The 17408-nt window shown below is 40.4% G+C and carries 15 protein-coding genes; 13 read left to right on the top strand and 2 right to left on the bottom strand.

The window, feature by feature from the left end; genetic code table 11:
• The 4 genes from dhaM (at position 1) to NSQ79_RS03365 (ending at position 3264) form a co-directional block, all read left to right on the top strand.
• On the top strand, positions 1–375 hold the full coding sequence (gene dhaM, locus NSQ79_RS03350; protein ID WP_021143900.1) for a dihydroxyacetone kinase phosphoryl donor subunit DhaM: 375 nt from the start codon (positions 1–3) through the stop codon (positions 373–375).
• A 14-nt stretch (positions 376–389) separates the two neighbouring features.
• Complete coding sequence (locus NSQ79_RS03355; RefSeq protein WP_070849495.1) at positions 390–1373, top strand: Gfo/Idh/MocA family oxidoreductase; 984 nt, start codon at positions 390–392, stop codon at positions 1371–1373.
• A gap of 152 nt (positions 1374–1525) precedes the next feature.
• A complete protein-coding gene (locus tag NSQ79_RS03360; protein ID WP_004182244.1) occupies positions 1526–2617 on the top strand; it encodes a glycerol dehydrogenase in 1092 nt (363 codons plus the stop codon).
• A 302-nt stretch (positions 2618–2919) separates the two neighbouring features.
• Entirely contained in the window at positions 2920–3264 is a 345-nt protein-coding gene (locus tag NSQ79_RS03365; RefSeq protein ID WP_045768544.1) for a hypothetical protein, read from the top strand.
• 221 nt (positions 3265–3485) lie between these two features.
• Here NSQ79_RS03365 and NSQ79_RS03370 read toward each other — a convergent pair whose 3' ends face one another.
• On the bottom strand, positions 3486–4970 hold the full coding sequence (locus NSQ79_RS03370) for a DUF1846 domain-containing protein (RefSeq protein WP_164332087.1): 1485 nt from the start codon (positions 4968–4970) through the stop codon (positions 3486–3488).
• 307 nt (positions 4971–5277) lie between these two features.
• Between NSQ79_RS03370 and NSQ79_RS03375 the strand changes: the two genes are divergently transcribed.
• From NSQ79_RS03375 to NSQ79_RS03400, 6 genes are all read left to right on the top strand, one after another.
• Positions 5278–6537 carry an FtsX-like permease family protein gene (locus NSQ79_RS03375; protein WP_164332086.1) on the top strand — a complete coding sequence of 420 codons (1260 nt, stop codon included), beginning with the start codon at positions 5278–5280 and terminating at the stop codon, positions 6535–6537.
• A gap of 15 nt (positions 6538–6552) precedes the next feature.
• Complete coding sequence (locus tag NSQ79_RS03380) at positions 6553–7185, top strand: ABC transporter ATP-binding protein (protein ID WP_002885283.1); 633 nt, start codon at positions 6553–6555, stop codon at positions 7183–7185.
• 13 nt (positions 7186–7198) lie between these two features.
• The gene (locus NSQ79_RS03385) at positions 7199–8575 is read left to right on the top strand and encodes an ABC transporter permease (RefSeq protein ID WP_045772293.1); all 1377 of its coding nucleotides are present in this window, start codon (positions 7199–7201) and stop codon (positions 8573–8575) included.
• Between the two features lie 71 nt (positions 8576–8646).
• Positions 8647–9300 carry a response regulator transcription factor gene (locus NSQ79_RS03390; protein WP_045772294.1) on the top strand — a complete coding sequence of 218 codons (654 nt, stop codon included), beginning with the start codon at positions 8647–8649 and terminating at the stop codon, positions 9298–9300.
• Positions 9297–10601: a HAMP domain-containing sensor histidine kinase gene (locus NSQ79_RS03395; protein ID WP_149561403.1), complete on the top strand. Its 1305-nt coding sequence runs from the start codon at positions 9297–9299 to the stop codon at positions 10599–10601. Before NSQ79_RS03390 ends, NSQ79_RS03395 begins: the two co-directional genes overlap by 4 nt.
• A gap of 230 nt (positions 10602–10831) precedes the next feature.
• Positions 10832–12442: an alpha-glucosidase gene (locus tag NSQ79_RS03400; RefSeq protein WP_339313861.1), complete on the top strand. Its 1611-nt coding sequence runs from the start codon at positions 10832–10834 to the stop codon at positions 12440–12442.
• 51 nt (positions 12443–12493) lie between these two features.
• Here NSQ79_RS03400 and NSQ79_RS03405 read toward each other — a convergent pair whose 3' ends face one another.
• Positions 12494–13519 carry a LacI family DNA-binding transcriptional regulator gene (locus NSQ79_RS03405; RefSeq protein WP_045772297.1) on the bottom strand — a complete coding sequence of 342 codons (1026 nt, stop codon included), beginning with the start codon at positions 13517–13519 and terminating at the stop codon, positions 12494–12496.
• A gap of 140 nt (positions 13520–13659) precedes the next feature.
• Here NSQ79_RS03405 and NSQ79_RS03410 point away from each other — a divergent pair, with 140 nt between their 5' ends.
• From NSQ79_RS03410 to galE, 3 genes are read left to right on the top strand one after another with little or no spacing between them, the layout of a single operon-like run.
• Positions 13660–14826 (top strand): galactokinase, encoded by a 1167-nt coding sequence (locus NSQ79_RS03410; protein WP_045772298.1) that lies wholly within the window; start codon positions 13660–13662, stop codon positions 14824–14826.
• 19 nt (positions 14827–14845) lie between these two features.
• On the top strand, positions 14846–16327 hold the full coding sequence (galT, locus tag NSQ79_RS03415; RefSeq protein WP_049528011.1) for a UDP-glucose--hexose-1-phosphate uridylyltransferase: 1482 nt from the start codon (positions 14846–14848) through the stop codon (positions 16325–16327).
• A 29-nt stretch (positions 16328–16356) separates the two neighbouring features.
• Positions 16357–17358 (top strand): UDP-glucose 4-epimerase GalE, encoded by a 1002-nt coding sequence (gene galE / locus NSQ79_RS03420; protein ID WP_014632921.1) that lies wholly within the window; start codon positions 16357–16359, stop codon positions 17356–17358.
• The last annotated feature ends 50 nt before the right edge of the window (positions 17359–17408 follow it).

A 17408-nucleotide genomic window follows, 5' to 3' on the forward strand; every position in this document is an offset into this window, starting at 1 on the left:
ATGCCAGAACTTGGAATTGTGATTGTGTCCCACTCTGCGGATATTGCTAAAGGTTTAGTGAGCCTGATTCGAGAAGTCGCTCCAGATATCCCTTTGACGGCTACAGGTGGTCTGGAAGATGGTGGCTTGGGATCTAGTTTTGACCATGTGCAAGTGGCTGTGGACAGTCAGCCAGCCAACCGACTCTTGGCTTTTTACGACTTGGGCAGTGCACGTATGAATTTGGAAATGCTTGAGGAATTTTCAGACAAGGAAATCCTTATTCAACAGGTACCTCTCATAGAGGGGGCCTATGCGGCTGCAGCCTTGCTTCAGGCAGGAGCGAGTGAGGTTGAAATCTTATCTCAGATTAATGAATTGACTATTCAAAAATAGAATAAAGGAAAACTATGACAAATCAAATTAAGTACAACTGGGCTAGTCTTGGAACTGGCGTTATTGCTAACGAATTGGCACAAGCCTTGGGAGCTCTTGGCGGGAAACTCTATTCCGTTGCCAATCGTACCTACGACAAGGGAGTAGCCTTCGCTGAAAAATATGGCATTGAAAAGGTTTATGAAGAGATTGACCAAGTCTTTGAAGACCCTGAAGTGGATATTATCTATATCTCAACGCCTCACAATACGCATATTAATTACCTTCGCAAGGCCCTCGCAGCTGGCAAGCATGTCCTCTGTGAAAAATCCATCACTCTAAACAGTGAGGAATTGGCAGAAGCTATTCAACTCGCCGAAGAAAATCATGTGAAACTGGCAGAAGCCATGACCATTTTCCATATGCCTATCTATCGAAAACTCTCTGAAATCGTGGAAAGTGGTAAGCTAGGACCTCTCAAGGTCATCCAGATGAACTTCGGTTCTTATAAAGAATATGACATGACCAACCGCTTTTTCAATCGTAATCTGGCTGGTGGAGCTTTACTTGATATCGGTGTCTATGCCCTTTCCTTTGTACGTTGGTTTATGACGTCGCAACCGACAGAGATGGTCTCACAGGTCAAGCTAGCTCCGACTGGTGTTGATGAACAAGCGGGTATTCTCCTTACCAATGCAGAAGGGGAAATGGCGACGGTGACGCTAAGTCTTCACGCCAAACAGCCTAAACGTGGCACCATCGCTTATGACAAGGGCTATATCGAACTTTATGAATACCCACGTGGGCAAAAGGCGGTCATCACCTATACGGAAGATGGCTCACAAGAAGTCATTGAGGCCGGAGAAACCGCTAAAGCCCTCCAGTATGAGGTCCTCGATATGGAAGCAGCTGTTGCAGGCGAGGATGATCATACCTACCTCAATTACAGCCGAGATGTCATGGATCTCATGACACAACTCCGTAAAGACTGGGGTTTGACCTACCCAGAAGAAGAGTAGGAGTTTTGAAAACAGAGTAAAAAATTAGACTTATGTACTGACTCCAAATAGATATGCTGTCAATTAAAGTGAGTTTTTAGCTCTATATTCCATAGAACTAAGGTCGTTTAATTGATTCTATATAAATACATTTATGTCAAAGGAGAAAGACTATGAGAAATTTTGCAAGTCCGTCGCGTTACATTCAAGGTGAAAACGCCTTATTTGAAAATGCAAAAACCATTTTGGAACTAGGAAGTCATCCTGTACTATTGTGTGATTCAGTAGTTTATGACATTGTGGGTCAACGTTTCGAAGAATACCTCGTTCAAAATGGACTTACAGTTGTTCCAGTCTTCTTTAATGGTGAAGCTTCAGATAATGAAATTAATCGTGTGGTAAGCCTGGCCAAAGAAAAGGGCTGTAATTTAGTCATTGGACTAGGTGGCGGTAAGACTATTGATAGTGCTAAAGCCATCGCAGATCTTCTAAAATCACCAGTAGTGATTGCTCCTACCATTGCATCTACAGATGCTCCGGTTTCAGCCTTGTCTGTTATCTATACGGACGAGGGTGCCTTTGAACGCTACATCTTCTATTCTAAGAACCCAGAATTGGTTTTGGTTGATAGTAAGGTTATCTCTCAAGCACCAAAACGTTTGTTAGCATCTGGTATTGCAGATGGCTTAGCAACTTGGGTAGAAGCTCGAGCAGTTATGCAAGCAAATGGTAAAACCATGCTAGGCAAACACCAAACACTTGCTGGTGTTGCCATTGCTGAACGTTGTGAAGAAATCCTTTTTGCGGATGGTCTACAAGCCATGGCTGCCTGTGAAGCAAAAGTGGTAACGCCAGCCCTTGAAAACATCATTGAAGCCAATACCCTTCTCAGTGGTATCGGATTTGAAAGTGGTGGCTTGGCTGCGGCTCACGCCATCCATAATGGTTTCACAGCCCTCACTGGCGATATTCACCATTTGACTCATGGTGAAAAAGTAGCCTACGGAACTCTTGTACAATTGTTCCTAGAAAATCGTCCAAAAGAAGTTTTGGATAAATACATTCGTTTCTATCAACAAATTGGCATGCCAACCACTCTTAAAGAAATGCATCTAGAAAATGCAAGTTACGAAGATCTTCTCAAGGTTGGTCAACAAGCAACAATCGAAGGAGAAACTATTCATCAAATGCCATTTGAAGTGAAGGCTTCTGATATTGCTCAAGCCATCGTTGCTGTAGATGCTTATGTTCATGGATTAGCCTAAGTAAATTTGGTCTTTTGTAGGGGAGGTGCCACTATTCCCGTATAGGAATATTATCCCCCTCTGGCACTTATCCAAACAGGATAGACAAATTCTTATAGGAAAGGGTTCAGTTCTATATCTGATAGGACTGAGCACTTTTTACTATTTAAAATCCAATAATTTAAAAGTTCCTCAAAGCGGTTTAAGAACTTTTGAAAACATAAAACATTTTCAAGAAATCCTGATTTAACAGTCATTTCACTTGTGTAAGCGTTTCAAAAAGTGTATACTATAAGTAGAAAGATAGGAAAAGGAGATGGCTAGTGGCTAGTATAACAATTGAAGCGAGCAAGGTAGCTAGAAAGAGTCCTATTCGTGTAGACAGTAGTCTTGTGGGGACAGTTTCTGGGGTGGAAGCAGTGAATGTTTCCCTACCATCATCAAAAGCTCGTTTAAGTGTTGGAAAATTGGGTTACAAGTCTAACACTATTACTGTAGAGGACGGACAAACCGTTCGTGTTACTAGCAATTTTCTAAATCGTTTCATAGCGATAGCGCCATTATTACTCTATCTTGTTGGAGGCCGTTACCTCCCACTTGTTGCAGTCCTATCTACTATAATTTTGCTTTTTAGCTTACCTTTTCTCAAGTTAGAAATCGTAGGCTGATTAGAATCGGGAGTGGCTTAGCCCTCTGTTTGATACCTTTAACTCACTTTTTCATAATAATGCTAGGCCACTCCCTTTTCATTGGGAACGGGTCGAGAGGAAAGAGTGGGTTATCAAAAAGGGAACTCGATAGAGTCTCCCTTTTTTCTTTCTCCAGCTAAATGCAATTCTAAAAGACCTCAGTTAGTAAAACTGAGGTCTTTGATGTTTCTAGTGATCTATTATTTACGATACAATTTGTCGTATTGATAGTAAGGGTCGAAGGTCACATTGATACCAAGCTTACGGAGAACATTTTTATCTTCATCAGTAAGGATGATGGTTGAGTGGGCTTCAGAACCCTTGAGGTTACCAAGTTCCTCCATGGCACGCGCTGCATCCGCATTGTTAGCAGCTGTGATAGCCAAAGCAATGAGGATTTCGTTTGAGTGGAGGCGAGGGTTACGGCTACCTAAATGGTTAATTTTCAGACCTTGGATAGGTTTAACCACTTCAGGCTCGATAAGTTTAGTATCCTTATCAATACCTGCAGAAGTCTTGATAGCATTGATCAAAGCAGCCGCAGTTGGACCAAAGAGTTCTGAATTTTTACCAGTGACAATTTGGCCATTTGGCAATTCAAGGGCAAGAGCAGAACCACCTGTTTCTTCAGCCTTAGCGCGTGCTGCAACGACCACTTGGCGATTTTCAGGAGTGATGCCAAGATCGTTCATGAGCAACTCAATTTTCTTGACAGCAGTTTCAGGAACACGTTCATTTTTGAAATCAAGAATAGTTTGATAGTAGCGACGGATGATTTCTTGTTTAGAAGCTTCTTTGGCGGCCTCATCATCCGTAATGGCAAAACCAACCATGTTAACACCCATATCTGTAGGTGAAGCGTAAGGTGACTCACCAAGGATGCGTTCAAGCATACGTTTGAGGACTGGGAAAATCTCGATATCACGGTTGTAGTTTACCGTAGTCTTGCCATAAGTTTCCAAGTGGAATGGGTCAATCATATTGACATCATCAAGGTCTGCAGTGGCAGCTTCATAGGCCAAGTTAACTGGATGATGAAGTGGCAAATTCCAAACTGGGAAGGTTTCAAATTTAGCATAACCTGACTTGATTCCATTGATTTGGTCGTGGTACATGTTAGACATACATGTCGCCAATTTACCAGAACCAGGACCAGGAGCAGTAACGACGATAAGGTTACGGCTAGTCTTGATATAGTCATTTTTCCCCATACCCTCAGGAGAAATGATATGGTTCATATCCGTTGGATAGCCCTTGATAGGGTAGTGGATGTAAGACGTAATGCCATTTTTTTTCAATTGGTTACGGAAAGCATCAGCTGCAGGTTGACCAGAATACTGCGTAATAACAACAGAACCCACATAGATATTGAGCTCGTTGAATTTATCAATCAGACGAAGCACCTCTTGGTCGTAGGAAATGCCAAGGTCACCACGAGCCTTAGAGTGCTCGATATTGCTTGCATTGATGGCAATGACCACTTCAACCTGATCTTTGAGCTCTTGAAGGAGCTTGATTTTATTGTCAGGTTCGTAACCAGGAAGGACGCGGGCAGCGTGGAAGTCTTCCAACATCTTACCACCAAACTCCAAGTAGAGCTTGCCGTCAAACTGGTTAATGCGCTCCAAAATATGGTCGCGTTGCAGATTCAAATACTGTTCAGAACTAAAAGCTTGTTTCTTCATAAATAAAAATACCTCTGAGAAAAATTATATCAAATGCCGAGGGTAAATGCTATTGGCGAGAGACGATTTATGGGAGAAAAAGAGGTGAAGTCAATCATGAAACGTATTTTTTTATGATAGTCCTTTAGAGTTATTATTTAATTGGAGTTTTCATCTCAGCAGTTAGATTTTTAGATAACAATCACTTTAGAATATTGAATTTCATAAAGGTTTCACATTTGTCGTCTATAATTAGGATAAGAAAAATGAAGAGTCCTCATTTATCTTTGGTGTAGCTGAGGGCCAATGTCTTAAATGGAGGTGGAAGATGGTTCTCTTACAACAGGCAGTTGCTTATATTTTCCGCAAAAAAACGCGGAATTTTATCCTTTTTCTTATTTTATTTTTGATATTATCTTGCTTGTATTTTTGTTTTTCTCTTATGCAAGTTGGTGGAGGAATGGAGGCACAAATCAGGAAGTCAAGTGGGGCAAGTTTTGATCTGGTAAGTAAAGAAAGAGGGAGTGCCTTTTCCTGGAAAGAGGGGGCAAAGATTAGTCATCTATCTGATGTGATTTCAACGATACCTCAATATGTAAGTCCGGTGCGACTTATCGATAAGAAGGTAGTTACAGGAAAACAAACGGTGGAACGTGATGATCTTGATAATGAGGCTAATCAAGCCTTAGGAGCCACTTTTACTAAGGAAACAGGCCAAAGTGTTGATTTTAGGAGTGGTGCTTTTCAACTCATTAAGGGGAAGCACATATCTGCTAAAAGGCAAATTATGATTCATGAATCGCTTGCTAGGAAAAATAAGCTAAGCGTCGGAGATAAGCTGACCTTGTCCAATTTCCAGATGACTGAAAGTGGAGCTAGGGAAATGACCTTTGATATCGTTGGTATTTTTTCTGGCAAGAAGGAGGAGACATTTACTGGAATGTCCTCAGATTTAAGTGAAAATCAAATCTTCCTCCATTATGACGATAATAGCCAACTGCTTAATTTGACTGATAAGTTAGTGACAAAATTATCCTTTGGTATTAAGAATCCAGATAGAATCAATCAAGTCATTAAACAAGTGGAACAATTGGATATCGATTGGAATCGTCTACGTTTAGACGAGGACCGTAAGGCTTTTGACTCCTTGAAGGAATCGTCTAAAGCGCTACAAGGAATCGTCAGAACGATGATGATTAGTTTAATTGTTACAGGAGCAGGGATCCTCTCATTTTTAATGGCACTATGGACGCGTGAGCGAAATCATGAGATAGGTATTCTTTTAGCAATTGGGAAGAGTAAGGGACGCATTTTTGCTCAATTTCTTATGGAGATATTGTTGGTGTCCCTTATGTCTTTGCTACCTGCCCTTGCTATTGGACGGCTACTAAGTCGACTGTTTTTGCAAGAATTTATAGGACAGCAAGGACAGCAGCAGACTCTTCAGTTATTAGATCAAATACCTCAGGGACTACCTTTAGGCCAATCTTATCTAAGTCTTCTAGTCTTGGTAATATTATCGCTCGGTGTGACAACAGGTCTCATTTGGCGCAAAACTCCAAAAGAAATCTTATCTAATATGAGTTAAGGAGAAAGGAACACTATGTTAGAACTCAAAGATGTTACGTATAGTTATCAAAATAAAAGTGAAGCTATCCTCTCGAAGGTGAATTATCGTTTCGAGAAAGGTAAATTTTATAGTATTATTGGGCAATCTGGAGCGGGAAAATCGACCTTACTTTCACTTTTGGCAGGTCTTGATTATCCCAAGAAGGGGCAGGTTTTGTTTAATGGAGAAAATATCAAGAAAAAAGGCTCTAGTTATCACCGTAGACACCATGTTGCGCTTGTTTTTCAAAATTACAATCTCATTGATTATCTTACACCTTTAGAAAATGTACGACTTGTTAATAAAAATGCCGATAGGAAGATACTTTCTGAATTGGGATTAGATGAAAAACAAATTAATCGAAATGTCCTGCAACTTTCAGGTGGGCAACAACAACGTGTAGCTATTGCGCGGGCTTTGGTTTCAGAGGCTCCAATTATCTTAGCAGATGAACCGACTGGAAATCTAGACGAGGAAACTGCGAAGGATATTATTGCTATCCTTAAAAGAATGGCCTTAGATCGCCAAAAATGTGTCATAGTTGTTACGCACAGTAAGGAAGTTGCTCAGGCATCTGATGTGGTTTTAGAGTTGAAGAAGAAACAACTCATAGAAAAGAAAAAATAAAGAAAGGACTCTTATGTTTCGAAACGCTTTTGCATATATTACACGAAAATGGTCAAAGTCACTATTACTGTTAATTATTATTCTTTTGATGAGTACTCTTAGTTTGTTAGGACTTGCTATGCGAAGTGCAACCCAAGAAGCTGCATCCAAGAGTCTAGGGTCAATTTCCAATAGTTTTTCAATGCAGATTAATCGTAACACGAATCCTGGAACTCCTCGTGGGGCTGGAAATCTTAAGGGAGAAGATATTAAAAAGATTAGTGAGACTAAAGGGATTGTTTCGACTATAAAACGGATAAATGGTATTGGTGATTTACTAGATCATGAGATTATCGAAACAGAGCAAACGCTACAAAATCAGTCGCCAGAACGTGCTAAAAATTTTAAGTCTACCTTGATGTTGACAGGAGTCAATGACTCATCAAAAGAAGACAAATTTGTTTCAGGTGCTTATAAACTAGTTGAAGGAGAACATCTAACCGATAAGGATCATAATCAAATCTTGATGCACGAAGATTTAGCTAAAAAGAATGGTCTTAATGTAGGAGATAAAGTAAAGCTTAAATCTAATCTCTATGATGCTGATAACGAAAAAAGGGCTGATGAAACAGTAGAAGTGACTATCAAAGGTTTATTTTCTGGTCAAAATAAAGCAGCCGTTACCTATGCTCAGGAGTTGTATGAAAACACCCTCATCACTGATCTAGATACAGTAGCAAAACTCTATGGTAATACCGTAGAAACTGCCACTTATGAGGATGCCACTTTCTTTGCTAAAGGTGATCAAAATATTGATTCCTTGATAGCAAAGATTCAAAAGTTGGACATTAACTGGACCCTCTACGATCTTGTTAAGAGTTCATCAAACTACCCTGCTTTACAGGAATCTATTCTTGGGATGTATCGTGTGGCAAATCGTATGTTTATTGGAAGTCTCATTTTTACAAGTTTATTGCTAACCCTTCTGTTGATTTTATGGTTAAATGCTCGTCGTAGAGAAGTTGGTATCTTTTTGGCCTTGGGACTTAAAAAGACACAGGTTGCGGGTCAATTTTTAATGGAATTACTGATGATTGCCTTACCAGCCTTTCTTTTATCATATGGTTTAGCGAGTTTCTTTGCCGAAAAAGTTGGTAAAACAGTCCTTTCCAATGTTACGGAAGGTATCAATAAGCAAATGACAAAAGAATCTCTAGCTGCAAATCTCGGTGGAGGGGCTGAAGCAGAGAGCTTCAGTAAGACTCTGACTCAGATTCATATGACAGTCCAACCTAAGCAACTTTTGGTAGTCATTCTAGTCGGTGGCTTTATCTTAAGCTTGGTATCCTTGATTTCTTCTCGCTGGCTTCTTCACAAGAAACCCAAAGACCTCTTAGTTGATGTTGAATGATAAGTTTGCTGCACCTATAAAAAACGGTATAATGAAAGAAAGCGACTATATATAGATAAAAAGGAAAGTGTATGAAGATACTAATCGTAGAAGATGAAGTCCTGATTCGAGAAGGGATGAGCGACTATCTCATGGAATGTGACTATGAGGTCTTTGAAGCAGGCGATGGACAGGAGGCCCTGGACCTCTTTCACAGAGAGGCGCCAGATCTGGTCTTGCTGGATATCCAGCTCCCTATCCTCAATGGCTTGGAAGTACTCAAGACCATCCGAAAGACTAGCTCAGTCCCTGTCCTGATGCTGACGGCCTTCCATGACGAGGACTATAAGTTGACAGCCTTTGGAGAGTTGGCAGATGGCTACCTGGAAAAACCCTTCTCCTTGTCCCTCTTGAAGGTCCGTATCGAAGCTATTTTTAAAAAGCTCCAGCCTTCCCGGGTCTTCACCTATGGAGAGGCACGGGTAGATTTTGAGAGCTACACAGCCAGCCTAGCAGGCCAAGCCATTTCCATGAATGCCAAGGAGTTGGAAATCTTGGAATACTTGCTCCAGCATGAGGGCAAGGCCCGGACCCGCTCTCAGATCCTCGATGCCGTCTGGAAGGAGACGGAGGAGATTCCTTTCGACCGGGTGATCGATGTCTATATCAAGGAACTACGAAAAAAACTGGAGCTGGACTGTATCGTTACGGTACGCAATGTCGGCTATAAATTGGAGAGACCATGACCAAACGGAGTATCTTTGCAAAAATCTTTCTGATCACCTTTGCCCTTTTTAGTAGCTTAGTTATCCTTCTCCATGCTTCGGTTTACTTTATTTTTCCATCGACCTATATCGAGTCCCAGCGCCAGACGATTTTGAAGAAATCGCAAGCACTGGCCAAGAGTTTCCAGGGTCAGGAAGAAGGGACCATTGAGTCGGTCATCGACCTTTATTCCAAGACTAATGATATCAAGATATCTATCAAGGGCAAGGAAAAACAAAATGCCATAGAGGTCAAGGATGACCTACTCGTAAACCCTGACAGCCAGAATAATTCCCTGGTCATTGAAGAGCGAAAGATTCAGACCAAGGAAGGGAAAGACTTAACCTTGCAATTCTTAGCGACTGTCGATTCGCAAAAGGAAGCGCGGGACATCAGTCTGGGCTTTCTTCCCTATAGTCTCCTTGCTTCCTTTGTTCTATCGCTGATTGCCTCCTATCTCTATGCCCGCATGATTTCCGCTCCGATCCTTGAAATCAAGCAGATGACCAAGCGGATGAAGCGGCTGGATCGGACAGCCAGTCTTCCCATCCATTCGCAGGATGAGATCGGCGTCCTCAAGCAACAGATTAACGATCTCTATCACCATCTTTTAGAGGTGATCGACAATCTAGAGCAGCAGAAACAGGAAAATCTGAAGTTGGAGCAGATGAAGGTCGAATTCCTACGGGGGGCCTCGCATGAGCTCAAGACGCCTCTAGCTAGCTTGAAGATTATCCTAGAAAATATGCGAGATAAAATTGGTCGCTACAAGGATCGGGACCGCTACCTATCGGTCTCCCTCGACATCGTCGATGAGATGAACCAGATTGTCCTAGAGATCCTGTCTTTATCTTCTGTTCAAGAATTAGGTGGTGATAAGGAGTGGATTCAGTTAGATGATGTGGTAAATCGGATACTCACTCAAAATCAAGTGTTGGTTGAGAATCGCTCCCTATCAATTGACAATTATCTTCCGGCAACTAGTATTTTCATGAATTTAGCTATTTTGAAATTGGTTCTCTCAAATATCATCAGTAATGCAGTCAAGCATTCTGATAAGGGTGGAGTGATTCGAATAGGTTTAGAAAATGAAGGAACTGATTTTGTCATTGAAAATACGAGTGTATCTAAAGAAAATATTTCAACTAAAGCTCAGTCTAAGAAAGAAGGAGGATTAGGCCTTTTTGTGGTCAAATACCTTTTAGAGCATGAGGAACTTAGCTATAGATTTGAAGAAAGTTCTACGGGGAGGCGCTTTGTTATGGTCTTGCCCAAAAAGTAAAAAGCGATGGTTAAGGTATTAACCATCGTTTTTTGTATTGTTAAAATAAGCAAAGGCTAACCTTACATTTCAACTCTATTATTTTTCAATATTACCAAAAGTTTAAGGAGTCTGGAGTATAGGTTATTGAAATGTTTTAAACAACAAAAGAAAACGCTTGCATAACTTCTAGAAAAACGTAAAATAGAACTATCAGACTCACGATAATAATAACTACGAGGAGTAGAATTATGCAAAAATACTGGTGGCACAAGGCTACGATTTATCAAATTTACCCCAAGTCATTCATGGATTCCAACGGTGATGCCATCGGTGACCTCAAGGGGATTACAAGTAAGTTAGACTATCTTCAAAAGCTAGGAATTACAGCTCTTTGGCTTTCTCCTGTTTATGATAGCCCAATGGACGACAATGGTTATGATATCGCTAACTATGAGGCTATTGCGGACATTTTTGGGGATATGAACGATATGGATGAGCTTTTGGTGGAGGCCAAGAAGCGTGATATTCAAATTATCATGGATCTGGTGGTGAACCATACTTCTGATGAGCATGCTTGGTTTATCGAAGCGCGTGAAAATCCAGAAAGTCCTGAACGAGATTTCTACATCTGGCGAGACAAACCTAATGAGTTAGTGTCTATCTTTAGTGGCTCCGCTTGGGAATATGATGAGACCTCAGGGCAATATTATCTGCATTTCTTTAGTAAGAAACAGCCAGACCTCAATTGGGAAAATCCACAGTTGCGCCAGAAAGTTTATGACATGATGAATTTCTGGATTGATAAGGGAATCGGTGGTTTCCGTATGGATGTGATTGATATGATTGGTAAGATCCCAGATCAACTGATTGATACAAACGGTCCAAAACTTCACGATTACATCAAGGAGATGAACCAGGCAAGCTTTGGAAAGCACGACCTTCTAACCGTTGGTGAAACCTGGGGAGCAACACCTGAAATTGCTAAACAGTATTCAAATCCAGATAATCAAGAACTTTCCATGGTTTTCCAGTTTGAACATATTGGACTTCAGCATAAGCCAGATAGTCCTAAATGGGAGTATGAGAAGGAGTTGGATGTTACAGCGCTTAAGGCTATTTTTAATAAATGGCAAACCGAGTTAGAGTTGGGACAAGGGTGGAACTCACTTTTTTGGAATAATCATGATCTGCCTCGTATTCTCTCAATGTGGGGAGATACTGGTGTCTATCGTGAGAAGTCAGCTAAGGCCTTGGCTATCCTCCTTCATCTGATGAGGGGAACACCTTACATTTATCAGGGCGAAGAAATCGGCATGACCAATTATCCATTTAGAACTTTGGAAGAATTGAATGACATTGAATCTCTCAACTATGCCAAAGAAGCTCTCGAAAAAGGGGCATCGATAGAAGTTATCATGGACCAAATCCGTCAGGTGGGTCGTGACAATGCTCGAACACCAATGCAATGGGATACTTCTAAAAATGCTGGATTTAGCATATCGGATAAGACTTGGTTACCTGTTAATCCAAACTATAAGGACATAAATGTTGAATCAGCCCTTGCCAATCCAGAATCGATTTTCTATACCTATCAGAAGCTCGTTGCGCTTCGTAAAACTCAAGATTGGTTGGTAGATGCTGACTTTGAACTCTTGGAGACAGCTTCAAAAGTATTTGCTTATATTCGTAAGACTAAAGATAGTAGCTATCTGGTTGTAGTCAATTTATCAGACCAAGAACAAGACTTCTGTTATGATTTCGAAAGAGCAGAAGTTGTCATTGCAAATACCGAATTAGAGCCAATTACAGACCAAGGCAAACTCCAAGCCTGGGATGCCATTTGTGTGAAGATGAAATAAAAAGTGGTTGTCAACCTACAGTTGACGACCACTTTTTAGTCTATTGAGTAATCATGGGTTAGTTGGCAGTTGGATTGTCTTTTCCTTCGTACTACCCCTTAAGGTTAACTTCGTACCCAACATGGTAAGAGTTGGAATTTCTCGTGGGGACAAGACTTGCTTATTGAGGACGTCCATGGCAGTTCGCCCCATTTCTTCAGTGTAGACAGTGACACAAGATAGGGGAGGAAATACCTGTTTTGCCATGATTGTATCGTTAAAAGAAATGATTTGAATCTGATCTGGAACAATGAGGCCAGCTTCTTGAAAAGCTTTGAGTGCTCCAATAGCTAAGCTATCACTTGCGGCAAAAAAGGCATCTGGAAGTTTCTCCTCTGTCTCCAGTTTAGCTTTGATAAGTTCATAACCAGATAGCGCACTAAAGTTTCCTGTCAAAATGAGATTAGCGTCGTAAATTCCCTCTTCAATACAAAAATTGCGATAGGCACGCCGACGTGAATCAGGAATAATTTCTTGCAAGTCGGTTGTCTTCTCCTCACCTGTTAAAAGTCCGATTGATTGACACCCTTGTTTTTTTAAATATTGGAGGGCAGTCTGAACAGCATTTTCAAAGTCAGTTGTCACACAAGGATGTCCCTGAAGTAGGGTATCACTATCTACAAAGACCAGTGATTTACCCAATGATTCCAATTCAGTAATCTGTTCACGACTAAACTTTCCGATACAAAGTATACCTATGACTTCTTCAGCGAGACTAAAAGGAATGTCATTGAAATAACGTAGAATCTCGTAGTCGAGTTCCTGAGCCCTTTTTTCAATGCCGAGTCGAATATTATAATAGTAGATGTCATCTAATTCGTCTTCTTCACTGACCCATTGGATAATGGCAATCTGGTGTTTCTCTTTCTTAAAATTACCGCTTTTTTGGTGTCTAGTGTATCCCAATTCATCTGCCGCAGTTAAAATACGGTGCCTGGTTTCTTCAGTAACGGAAAGGCTTTCATCTTGGTTGAGAACACGTGAAACAGTCGCGATTGAGACCTCTGCTAATGAAGCAATGTCTTTTAATGTAGCCATATTGTTCTCCTTTCATCCAAAGTATATCATAAATTCTAAAATTTTACCTATTTTTTACTAAAAAAACAGTAAAAATATTGATTTTCCTTGTGAAAGGGGTTACACTGTTAGTGTAAAAAAGAATAAGCGAGGAAAATTCTATGAAAACAACACAACTAAGAGAAGCTTTTAAAGAAGTCTTTGGAGTAGAAGCAGATCATACTTTCTTTTCACCTGGTCGTATTAATTTGATTGGTGAGCATACGGACTACAACGGTGGTCACGTCTTTCCAGCAGCCATTACCCTAGGTACTTACGGAGCAGCCCGTAAACGTGATGATAAAGTTTTGCGTTTCTTCTCAGGTAACTTTGAAGATAAGGGCATCATCGAAGTACCACTTGAAAATCTTCGTTTTGAAAAAGAACACAACTGGACAAACTATCCAAAAGGTGTTCTTCATTTCTTGCAAGAAGCTGGGCATACAATTGATTCAGGTATGGATATTTACGTTTATGGTAACATTCCAAATGGATCAGGTTTGTCATCATCATCATCTTTGGAATTATTGATTGGTGTTATTGCTGAAAAACTATTTGACCTTAAATTGGAACGCCTTGACTTGGTTAAAATCGGTAAGCAAACGGAAAATGACTTTATCGGCGTAAACTCTGGTATTATGGACCAATTCGCTATTGGTATGGGAGCTGATCAACGTGCGATTTACTTGGATACCAATACTTTAGAGTATGACTTGGTGCCGCTTGACCTTAAAGACAATGTTGTAGTTATCATGAACACTAACAAACGTCGTGAATTGGCAGATTCTAAATACAATGAACGTCGTGCTGAATGTGAAACAGCTGTATCTGAACTTCAAGAAAAACTTGATATCCAAACACTTGGTGAATTGGAGCTCTGGACATTTGATGCATACAGCTACTTGATTAAAGATGAAAATCGTATCAAACGTGCCCGTCACGCAGTTCTTGAAAATCAACGTACACTTCAAGCTCGTAAAGCTCTTGAAGCAGGAGATTTGGAAGGCTTTGGTCGTCTTATGAATGCTTCTCACGTATCATTGGAACATGATTACGAAGTTACAGGTCTTGAACTTGATACTTTGGCACACACAGCATGGGAACAAGAAGGTGTTCTTGGAGCTCGTATGACAGGAGCGGGATTTGGTGGATGTGCCATCGCACTTGTAAATAAAGATAAAGTTGAAGATTTCAAAAAAGCAGTTGGTCAACGTTATGAAGAAGTCGTTGGTTATGCACCAAGCTTCTATATTGCTGAAGTAGCTGGTGGTTCACGAGTACTTGATTAATGAGAAAGAAGTAGAGATTATGGCTGAAAATTTAGTAAACGCTTTTGTAACTTTGGTTATTGAAAACAGTGACTATGAGGAATTAGACCGTATCTATTTGACAAACAAAGTTTTTGCTTTGGTTGGAGAGGGAGTTGCTGATGTTGAAACTGAAAGCTCTGAATTGATTGACCTTAAAGACCAGTTGCTTCAAGCAGGTGTTAAAGCTGGTTCTGTAGGTGAACTTAATGAAGAACAAGATATCATCGGTGCTCAACTCATGGACTTGATTACATCAAGCCCTAGTGCTGTCAATCGTAACTTCTGGGATACCTATAAATCAAACCCAGAGCAAGCAATTGCTGACTTTTATGTACAAAGTAAACGAAATGATTATGTAAAAGTTAAAGCTATTGCACAAAACATTGCTTATAAAGCACCTACTAAATACGGTGACTTGGAAATTACGATTAACCTTTCAAAACCTGAAAAAGATCCAAAAGCCATCGCTGCAGCTAAAAATGCGGTAGCTTCTGATTATCCAAAATGCCAACTTTGTATGGAAAATGAAGGTTATCTAGGTCGCATCAATCACCCAGCACGTAGTAATCACCGTGTTATTCGTTTCCAAATGGAAGGAAATGACTGGGGCTTCCAATATTCACCATATGCTTACTTTAATGAACATTCTATCTTCTTTTATGGTAAGCACGAACCAATGCACATCAGTCCATTGACGTTTGGTCGTCTCCTATCAATTGTTGAAGCATTTCCTGGTTACTTCGCAGGTTCAAATGCCGATCTTCCAATTGTAGGTGGTTCAATTCTTACACACGAACACTATCAAGGTGGTCGCCACACTTTCCCAATGGAAGTAGCAGGCATTAAAGAAAAAGTTAGCTTTGATGGATACTCTGATGTTGAAACTGGTATTGTTAATTGGCCTATGTCAGTTCTTCGTTTAAGAAGTGAAGATAAGGAAAGACTTATTGCTCTTGCAACCAAAATTTTAAATTGCTGGCGTGGTTATTCAGACGAAAAAGCTGGAGTCTTAGCTCAGTCTGATGGACACCCTCACCACACCATTACCCCAATTGCTCGTAGAAAAGACGGCAAATTTGAATTGGATTTGGTTCTTCGTGACAATCAAACTTCTGAAGAACATCCAGACGGTATCTACCACCCACATAAAGATGTTCAACATATTAAGAAAGAAAACATTGGTTTGATTGAAGTTATGGGATTGGCCATTCTTCCTCCTCGTTTGAAAACAGAACTTAAAGATGTTGAAGATTATCTATTAGGTCAAGGTAACCAAGTTGCTCCAATTCACCAAGAATGGGCAGATGAACTCAAAGCTCAAAATCCGAATGTTACGGCTGAGGAAGTGACAGAAGTTGTTCGACAATCTGTTGCAGATATCTTTGCTCGTGTACTAGAAGATGCAGGTGTTTATAAGACTAATAGTGAAGGCTTAGATCAGTTTAAAGCATTTGTAGATTTTGTAAATTTAGCTGATTAATTGTTTTTTCTGAAGAAAGGAGATAAGAAATGGCAATTTTAGTATTAGGTGGAGCTGGTTATATCGGTTCTCACATGGTTGATCGCTTAGTTGAAAAAGGTCAAGAAAAAGTAGTAGTAGTAGATAGTTTGGTAACCGGTCACCGTGCTGCCGTACATCCAGATGCTATTTTCTACCAAGGCGATCTCTCTGATCAAGATTTTATGAGAAAGGTCTTCAAAGAAAATCCTGATGTTGATGCCGTTATTCACTTTGCGGCCTATTCATTGGTTGGTGAATCAATGGAAAAACCACTCAAATATTTTGATAACAATACAGCTGGAATGGTTAAATTGCTTGAAGTTATGAACGAATGCGGTGTTAAATACATTGTCTTCTCATCAACAGCAGCAACTTACGGTATCCCAGAAGAAATTCCAATTCTTGAAACAACACCACAAAATCCTATCAACCCATATGGTGAGAGCAAGCTTATGATGGAAACCATTATGAAGTGGTCAGACCAAGCTTACGGCATCAAGTATGTCCCTCTTCGTTACTTTAATGTGGCGGGTGCCAAACCTGATGGTTCTATCGGAGAGGATCACGGTCCTGAAACCCACCTCTTGCCAATTATTCTCCAAGTAGCTCAAGGTGTTCGTGAAAAAATCATGATTTTTGGTGATGACTACAACACTCCTGATGGAACAAATGTTCGTGACTATGTTCACCCATTTGACTTGGCTGATGCTCACCTCCTTGCTGTTGAATATCTTCGTAAAGGTAATGAATCTACAGCCTTTAACTTAGGTTCATCAACAGGTTTCTCAAACCTTCAAATTCTTGAAGCCGCTCGTAAGGTAACTGGTAAAGAAATTCCAGCTGAAAAAGCTGATCGTCGTCCTGGTGATCCTGATACATTGATTGCTTCATCTGAAAAAGCACGTACAGTTCTTGGATGGAAACCACAATTTGATAACATCGAAAAAATCATCGCAAGTGCTTGGGCATGGCATTCTAGCCATCCAAAAGGGTACGATGATCGAGGATAATTAAAATAATAAACAAAGGGTCAAAGAGTATATATAATTATTGTACTCTT

This window comes from Streptococcus sp. FSL W7-1342, assembly GCF_037966635.1.
GTDB lineage: Bacteria > Bacillota > Bacilli > Lactobacillales > Streptococcaceae > Streptococcus > Streptococcus salivarius_D.